General features: G+C 58.8%; 3 protein-coding genes. All 3 read left to right on the forward strand.

All coding sequences use genetic code 11. The features are described from left to right. Nucleotides 1–127 precede the first annotated feature (127 nt). The 3 genes from PY310_RS19555 to PY310_RS19565 all read left to right on the forward strand — a co-directional run bounded on the left by PY310_RS19555 (nucleotide 128) and on the right by PY310_RS19565 (nucleotide 8,399). Nucleotides 128–5,584, forward strand: coding sequence for a DUF4011 domain-containing protein (locus PY310_RS19555; protein ID WP_275216219.1), 5,457 nt, complete (start codon nucleotides 128–130; stop codon nucleotides 5,582–5,584). A gap of 136 nt (nucleotides 5,585–5,720) precedes the next feature. Beyond that, nucleotides 5,721–7,556 (forward strand): alpha/beta hydrolase, encoded by a 1,836-nt coding sequence (locus PY310_RS19560; RefSeq protein WP_275216220.1) that lies wholly within the window; start codon nucleotides 5,721–5,723, stop codon nucleotides 7,554–7,556. A gap of 216 nt (nucleotides 7,557–7,772) precedes the next feature. Continuing rightward, a complete protein-coding gene (locus PY310_RS19565; RefSeq protein WP_275216221.1) occupies nucleotides 7,773–8,399 on the forward strand; it encodes a hypothetical protein in 627 nt (208 codons plus the stop codon). Nucleotides 8,400–9,075 lie beyond the last annotated feature (676 nt).

Raw genomic sequence — 9,075 nt, forward strand, 5'->3', positions numbered from 1 at the left:
ATGGAGCCACAGCCCAGATACTCTTCATTGAAGATAAAAGCGTTCCGGTACCGGCAGCGTAGGTAATTAACAGACATTCCGACCGGTTCGGAAGACAGGGGGAGTGGTGTCGACAGGCAAAGGCGTCTTGGACAAGAAGCTCGCGTTGCAGATGCAGCGGTGGCGCGACGACTTGCTGTCAATAGACAGGCGTCAGCGACTCGTCTACTTTCAACATCCCAAAAGTGGGACTTTTGAAATAGTTGAACCTGGTTGCTTGGACGTCGAAGCCATTGTCAACGACGGCGACGTGATCCTCGAAAGCAGTGAACCGGTCGAGCGAGACGAACACGATTCCGCTGCGGGGATGGGCCTGCCCACAAGGGGACCTCGAACTCTCAGGATTGCAGCCAAGACGCCAGCGCAAATCCTCAGTACGTCCAAGCGCCTCCATCAACGTTCGGAACAGGAATACGCCGACCGAGGCGTCTGGACCCTGTACTTGGGTTACGGCATGCTCAACTGGATCGATCCTGCCGACTCTAAGAAAATCTCAAGCCCGTTGCTCCTAGTGCCCGTCCGGCTCGTCAAGGAAGGCCAGCAATATGTGCTGCGCAGAACGGAAGACGAGCCGGCGCTGAATACAGCGCTCGGGCTCAAGCTCAGCAGGGACTTTGCGGTCGAGCTGCCGGAGTTTGAGGTAGACGACCTCAACGTTGCGAAAGTCCTTTCCGGTGTTCGCCGAGCGGTCTCAGACAAACCGGAATGGACGGTCGATGAACGTACCGTCATGTCCATCTTCAGTTTTCACAAGGAAGCTATGTACCGCGACCTTGATCAGAACGAGGGGAAAATTGTCGCCAATGGCATGATTCAGTTGATGGCTCTCGGCCCGGATGCCCCGCATTCGTCGGACTTCTCCTTTGACCCCGTAGCCGATGAGGATCTCGATTCCCACCTGGCGCCTGAAAAGCTTCATAGCATCCTCGACGCGGACGGCAGCCAGAGAAAATGCGTACTGGCCGCACGTGAGGGTCGAAGCTTCATCATGGACGGGCCCCCAGGTACCGGAAAAAGCCAGACCATCGCCAACATCATTGCTGAGCTCATGGCGACGGGGAAGACCGTACTCTTCGTCAGCGAGAAGGCAGCTGCCCTGGACGTGGTGCGTGATCGATTGACACAAAGGCAACTGGAACCCTTTCTTCTCGAACTGCACAGCCACAAAGCCACCCGCAAGCAGGTAGTTCAAACCCTTCATGAAGAACTGACTCGCAGGCCGCGGGCGAAGAGTTCGTTCTCGGACACTGACCGGTCCCAGCTCGCCAAGAGCCGGAAACGTCTGACCGACCACGCCAATGCCATGAACGAAATACGCAGGCCGCTCGGAAGGAGCCTTCACGAAGTCCTGGGCAGGCTTTCTCAGCTGACGGAGTTTGATGCGTATCCGGCAGGCGATCCAAAAATGCTGGGAGCGCTGTCCGCGGACGGCTTGGCTGAACTCCAGATGGCGGGGACCGCCCTGTCGAAGGTTTGGCGCCCAGCTGAGGAAGGTGAATCCTTCGCCTGGCGCGGGCTCGCCGGTGAGGGACTAAGCCAGTCCCAGATAAAGGACCTGGATAAGGCCGTTACCAGACTGGCCCAGGCCACCGAACGTCTACTTCGGACTGTCCGCCTCTTTGATGCCCAGTTGCCTTTTTGGTCAGTCAGGCTGGACGTCGCCGGGATCCAAGCCAGGACACTGCTCACGTCTTTGCTCCGGGCCCGGCGGCAGGTGCCCCGCGCGTGGTACTCAACCCCAAAATTGGGTCCGTTGCTGACCAGAATGGAACAGCTTCAAGCGGATGAGAACTTGTTCAACGCCTTGGAAGATCAGGTGCGCCAAGCATGTGCCGATCGATGGACCAGGAATGATAAAGATCTCCAGCCAGCACTCCAGGAATTTCTCCAACGGGATTCCAAGATCTTCAGCCGCACCCTCAACCAGTTCACTTTCAGTCAGATCGACAGCAATGAGGAGAGTGCGATTGCCGCGGCGGATCAAATTTCAACACTCATGGAAAAGGCCCGGGAACTGGGCCGGCTCTTCGATGTGGAACTTGCGACTCTTACGCTAAACAAGTGCCGCGCCCTTGCTTCCCTTGCGGAGCTGAGCCAGGGCGGAAGTTTGCCCGAATCTCATTGGATCAACCCGAGTGTGCAAGGCGCCCTGGACGAAAGTGCACGTGTTCTTGGGCAGCTCTCCACGATCGTGCGTGAGCGCCAGATGGCGATGGAGTCGGTGTACAGTCCGGACATCTTGTCGCTGGATATCAATGGGCTGAAGGTTCGCTTCGAAACTCAACATCGAGGATTGAAAGCTTGGAGCAAGCAAGCCCGGCTGGACAAGAAGACTCTCCGCGCGGTCACAGTGGCCGGCGTTGTAAACAAAGACGTTATCGCGTTGCTTGGCGACGCCTTGGCTTGGCAGACGGCACAAGAGAACCTCTCAGCCAACGAACCGGAATACGGTCCCCGCCTTGGAAGCTACTACCAAGGCGTCGCAACGGACTTCACACGAATCGCGCACGCCCTCGAAGTTGCGCGCTCCGCCATCGAACTGGCCGGTGACGACGTCGGTCCCTCTGCTCTGGCCCGCCAGCTCAGCCGTTCCAGCACCCCTGATGCGGATCTGATTCCGCTCGCGCGGGATGTCGCCCACAGGGTGGAGCGCTTCGCTGCCGAAACAGGTGCGCTTTTCAGCGAGAAATTCCTTGAATCCATTGGTGACATCCCGTTGGGTTCGCTTCACGAAAGCCTTAGTGCGGCGATTGACAACCTGGCTGCAGCGAAGCCCTTGCGGGATCGCCTGTCAGAAGTAGTTGGCGAGATCGCAACCCCTTCCGCCGCGAACGCAGCGCTAGGCCACATCAGCGACTTGGCACGAATGGAGGATGCAACTGCTGACGCTGCGTCGGCCAATTCGGAGGTATTGGGTTCGCGTTACCGGACTCGTGGCACAGATTGGGTGACGCTTCGCGCAGATCACGCATGGATATCGGCAGTGCGCGACGTCATTGGGGCTCCCATCGATGAAGATGCGGTCCGGTTCGTCGGGGAATTCCAAGCCTCTGAAATTGACTTGGCACAAGATCACGCCACCTGGTTCGAAGCCCGGGACAGGCTTGTCGGCTCCTTCGAACCTGGGCGCTCGGGTGAGCTGAAGGCAGAGCTGGACTTCGACCTCGAAAATGCCGAGGAGATCCTGACGGAACTGGGGGCAGACGTATCCTCCGAGGTCGACATTTGGTTTGAATTCAAGAAGCTCTTTTCCACGCTCAGCGCGGCAGGCCTTTCCGTAACCCTGGCATCGCTCAGGGACGCACGTGCACCCTCATTTCACGTCGTATCCGCCGTGGAGCGGGCCGCTCTGGAACCTTGGGCGGAGCAAGTCATTGAGGCAGACGACAGACTCTCCGAACACCGGGCCTCTGGTAGGGAGAGTTTGCTTGAACAGTTCAAAGATCTGGATTCGCGGCTGATAAGCAACGCCCACACAGCGATCGTGGAAGCTTGCGTCGCCAGGCGTCCCCGAAGCAGCGCCGGTCCGGCTGCTGTCATTGCTCACGAGGCGAACAAGAAATCACGGCACAAGCCGATCAGGCGACTGTTGGAAGAAACCGGTTCAATCGTTCAAGCGCTCAAACCGTGCTTTATGATGAGCCCTCTGTCCGTCTCCCAGTACCTGCCACCCACGCTCGAATTCGATGTCGTGATCTTCGACGAAGCATCGCAGGTTATGCCCGCTGACTCTGTGAACTGCATATATCGTGGCAAGCAGCTCATAGTTGCGGGAGACCAGAAACAGCTCCCGCCGACGTCGTTCTTCTCGTCAGCAGACGTCGAAACCGACGATGAGGATGAACCCGACAATTTTGACAGCGTTCTGGACCTCTGCAAGGCATCCGGCGCGATGGTCTCGCTGCCGCTTTCTTGGCACTACAGGAGTCTGCACGAAGACCTCATCACGTACTCGAACTATCGGATCTACGAAGGCAAGCTCAACACCTTTCCTGGGGCCACCCAGGAAGCGCACGACCTTGGCGTGCACCACGAGTTCGTGGCTGGCATCTATCAACGCGGTGCTGGGAGCCGAAACCCGATTGAAGCGGAGCGCGTCGTTGACCGTGTGCTTGAACACCGGCGCCTCAACTCGGGTCTCTCCCTTGGCGTGGTGACTTTTTCCAGTCAACAGGCGGAGGCCGTTTCGGAGGCCATCGAACGCCGTGCGGAGTTTGAACCGCTGCTGGCGGGTCTCATGGAAGACCACGATCGCCTGCGCGGATTCTTCGTCAAGAACATCGAATCCGTTCAGGGCGACGAACGCGACATCATTATCTTTAGCGTTGGATACGGCCCGGACGAGCTGGGCAAGCTGACCATGAACTTCGGCCCACTAACGCGAAAAGGCGGGGAACGGCGACTCAACGTTGCAATCACCCGTGCACGCCGGCGAGTGGAGGTCGTCAGTTCGTTCCACGCCGGGGATATGACCGACGGAACGTCCGAAGGCAACAGGCATCTGAAGAACTATCTCGACTTCGCGGCCAGAGGCCGCGTCGCTTTGGCCTCAGAAATTTCCGGAACTGCGGGCGACGCTGACAGCCCGTTCGAAGAAGAGGTCCTGCGGGTCATCCAATCCTGGGGGTTCAACGCAGTCTCTCAAGTCGGAGCGGCGGGATACCGAATTGATATCGGTGTGCGCCACCCCGACAGAGAAGGAGCGTTCATGCTCGGCATTGAATGCGATGGGGCGGCTTACCACTCTGCGAAAAGCGCACGCGACCGTGACCGGCTCAGGGAATCCGTACTGCGTGGTTTGGGGTGGGAAATCCACAGAATTTGGGGCCTCAGCTGGTACCGGGACCGCCCTGCACAGGAGGCGGCTCTCAAGGACGCTTTGGATGCATCCCTCCGTGGTAAGAATGTCGTCCCGGCGATTTCCGGTCCCGTCGAGGTGCCAGAGCCTCTGGAGTACGAGGAAATCGATCTCTCAGCGTCGCCGGCATGGACCGTTCCGTACGCGATGGCCCCTCGCCCGGCCCACCGATACTGGTATCAGCCAGGGGATGCAGACGCACTTACGGACCTTATTCAGTACGCTGGCCACGTGGTGAGCGTTGAGGCTCCGCTTCACATTGATACATTCCACGCCAGGCTCCGTGAACATTGGGAATCGGGAGGAATCGGATCACGTGCTAGGGCGAACGTCGAACGTGCCTTGTCTCTCGCCAAAGTCAGCGGCTTGAAGGTGAAGCTGGACAAGGAAGGCTTCATCCGGGTCGACGGCGCAGATGCGGTCAATGTCCGACGCCCAACCGGAACCGCTGATGTACGGAAGGCCGGTGCAGTTCCTCCGGAGGAGTTTGATGAGGCAGTGCGGCTCGTGGTGGCTGACGCGATCGTCATCACAGAAGATGAACTGCTCGTCGCGGTTCGCAATGTATTTGGATGGGCTAGGCGCGGCGCAGACATCCAGACCGCGCTCCAGCGAAGCCTCCTCAGGGCCGCCAAGAAGGGCTACTGCACTCGGAAGCCCGACGGGTCCTACGAGACCACGCAATAGTTTGATAAGTGGGGGCGCGTGAGCGAAAGCTGCTGCGCCCCCACTGGCCCAGTTATCTAAACGAATAGACATAATCCCTGCCGCCGCTGGTCCGCGGCACCCTGCAACCGCGCATTTACACTCGATCGGAGCACCAATGTCCCAAGAACCCTTCCTGCTCTTTCTTCACGGCGTCGGCGACGGAAACAGGGACGTCGCATGGCTTACCGGGCTCAACGCTGCGTTGTCCCGCCTGGGATATGCAGACGTGGACCCTGAGCGTGTAATTGCACCAATCTACGCCCATGCGATGAGAGGCAGCGACGAATCATTGTCGCTTCCTCGAGTAACGGTCAAGCAGCCGGCCAGGGATAAAGTCCGGCAGAATCGCCGGGATTTTGAGCGACGCACGGCCGCGCTCGAATTCCGGCTGGGACGACACCATCAAGGCAATGGCTGGGGCGGCGCTGAATTAGTGGTCAACGGGTCGGCCAGCCTTCCAGGCTTCGGGCAAGTACGAAAGTACCTTGGCAACGCGGATGTCCGGGCACAGGTTCTGCATCTGATCCTGAAGAAGCTGCCCGCTTCCGGCCGGATCGTGATTATCGGCCACAGCTTGGGGTCCGTGGTCGCAGCGGACCTCCTTCAGCGCTTGCCAGCAGGGCTTGACGTGGTAGGTATGGTCACCATCGGCAGTCCACTGGCCAGCGGCCGATTCGACGTCGACAAACTACGCGAGAGTATGGAGGAACCTCCTACCAACTTGAACTGGTGGGCCAACTTCTGGAACGTGTTGGATCCAGTAGCGGCTCATAGAGGCCTGTCAGCGGTATACAACTGGATGCTTGACTTCCGCATTGGGACCGGATTCAACCCCCACGTCCACAATGCGGAGGCATATCTCTCCCATGATGCCGTAGCCGAAGCCATAGGGTTTGCGCTCTTCGGATCGAAATCCACCGAAATCGTCAGCGTGGATCAAGGCGTGGACATCCAACTGGACGCATCTGAAGTCACGGCATTGGTGGCATTACGCTATGCCTATTTGCTGAAGTCACGGCTTGAAGGCGAGCAGGCCGACCGGTTTGCCGGAGCCTTGCGGCAGGTCCAGGCTACTGCTGTGAACGAGATCCGCCAACGAAACCGGGAGGCGGGAAGGCCGCTGCCGTCGCAGATTGCAAGGTTGATCTTCGACCCATCCGACCCAGACGCCTTTGTTCCTGAACCACTGCCGAGCCGCCATCTGACCAAGGAAGACGCAGTAACCCTTCTGACCGTTCTTGCGTCCGAAAATGTCATCAGGCCATTTGAAATTGACGTTGACCGCAACAAATGGCGCGGAGCCATGAAGGACCTCACCGCGGAGATGGGTCTGGGAAGCCAATACGGAGCTCATGTTTTCGATGCCGCTAAGGAGGCCCAAGACGTCCTCAGCGGAGCGCTCGTGGTCAATTGGAAGAAATGGGGAGCATTGGGCGCCGGCGCCGTCGCACTGGTGGTCGCCACCGGTGGCCTTGCCTTAGCTGCAGCCCCCGGGGTGGTCGGCGCAGCAGTCATCACAAGTGCATTGGCCGGATTCGGCCCGGGCGGAATGATCGGTGGGCTGTTGACCGCAGGGACATTGGTTGGAGCGGGGGGCGGCGGCATCGCCTTCAGTCTTGCCAGCCCGGGTACCACAGCCGAAACCGTCGAAGCAGTGGTGCGGCGTCGTTTGGCCGCGGCCATCTTGCGCCAGCACCAGAAGCTTGAACCCGATTACACCCTGTGGGGCATCTTGGTGGCGAACGAAATTGCATTCCGCCGGGAATACGAACGACTGGATGAATTCTCCGACGAGTCTGCCCAAACACTGAAGGAGCTGAAAAAGAAGCTCGAAACCATCGAAAGGGCGATGAAGTATTTGTCCGAGAACAGCTTGGAACCGGACCTGATCGAAGATCCCGCAGAGAGCACTCTGGAGGCTGAGCAGAGTCAAGAGGGTGTTATGCGCTAGTGAGTTGCGTCTTGGTGAAGAGCGCCCTCTTTGGGTCGCTGCGCATCCGCTCGCAGCCGCATATCCAGGGGCCGATAGAGCGCGCCGTCATCGGCCAGTTCCTACTTGCATATATGGTTTCGAGGGGACTTGACGCGTCGATCTGATTGTGGCCGTTCCACACCGCTGAATTCCGAGGGCGTTTCGACGTCGAACGAAACTGGAGACTGAATCGTCATGAGCTTTTTCAAAGCACGGGTTCTACTGTGGCCTCTACTGCTGCTCATCGTGCTGGTTGTCGCGGGAACGGGCACCGCATTCGCATCCGGTGGACTCAACGCTCTCGCTCTCGGTTCCCTGTTCAGCAGCAGCTCGAACGAACGCGATTCGCAGGTGGTTCAGGCTGTTACGCGCGTGCAAGAGGTCGCCTTGCTCAGCCTTCACATTGAAGGTGTCGACAGGAACGAAAGCAACGGAGAGATTTTCGGCGTGGCCGTACCCGCGAGCGAGAAGACGACGCTGCTCCAGTACAAGTTCGACGCAAAATTAGGCATCGATGGGTCAAAGGTGAGGATCGAACCCACCGGCCCCGAGTCGTTTCGGGTGACTGTCCCTCAATTCATTGGCATCGGCTTTGACGATCCCGTGTTCGAGTCCCCCCTCGAGAGCAACAACCTGCTTGGCTGGGTGGCAGCGCCAGCCGTACAAACGCGCATGATCAACAACATTCTCAGCGACGAGAACAAGCAGAAGTTAATCACCCAAAACGCAGCAGCGCTGAAGGAGCAGGCCAAGGATTTCTATTCTGGAATCATCAAAAGCGTCGACCCCAAAATCACCATCGACTTTGAGTTCGCAGGGTAGATACCCTAGCGCCCCTCCTCGCTGCATGAACCGGAGGGTGACGAAGGCTGCTATTCCCGGCGAGATGACGATTGAGCCGGAGGAACCCATTGAGCCAGCTGGAGCGCGGTACACCGCGAAAAGTTCCCGGCGTAGGTGAGGACTGAGCCATGTCAAAGCTTAAACGCGGGCTGACCGTCGTGACCTCCGAGCTGACTGCATCCGTGCCGGTGATCCAAATAGCGTCCTCGTGAAGCAGATGAGGCTCCGGTATGCCGGAGTGTGCCGGTTGTGTGTCGCCTCGTTGCCGGCCGGAACACAAGCGATCTACGAAAGCGAGACGAAGACCGTCCGCTGTGTGGAATGTGCCACCGAAGGTCCTGAAAACGCTCCTCCCGAACTCGAACCACCCGCTGACGAGTCATGGTCTATTGATTCCGGGGTAGCCGGCTCGTCCGCCCGACGGGAATATGAGCGCCGGAAGGCGAAGGACGAGGAGAAGCTCCGCGAGAAGTGGGGTCGCTTCGGTGGCCTTGCAGTCGCCCTCTCGGACGAGAGGCAGCCCACTAACCCCGATTTTTCATGATGCGCCGTGACGGTCGCGGTTTTGCGCCTGCGGCTGATCCGAGTTTTGTTTTCTGTTTTCGGGCAGTCTGGTGTGGCCTGTTGGTTCGCTGGGTTGGCGCCGGTTCCACTT

The organism is Pseudarthrobacter naphthalenicus, assembly GCF_029076445.1.
Lineage (GTDB): Bacteria > Actinomycetota > Actinomycetes > Actinomycetales > Micrococcaceae > Arthrobacter > Arthrobacter naphthalenicus.

Bases quoted from the DNA above. Each gene is read 5' to 3' on its own strand.
- PY310_RS19560 (WP_275216220.1), top strand. From the start codon at position 5,721: ATGTCCCAAGAACCCTTCCTGCTCTTTCTTCACGGCGTCGGCGACGGA.
- PY310_RS19565 (WP_275216221.1), top strand. From the start codon at position 7,773: ATGAGCTTTTTCAAAGCACGGGTTCTACTGTGGCCTCTACTGCTGCTC.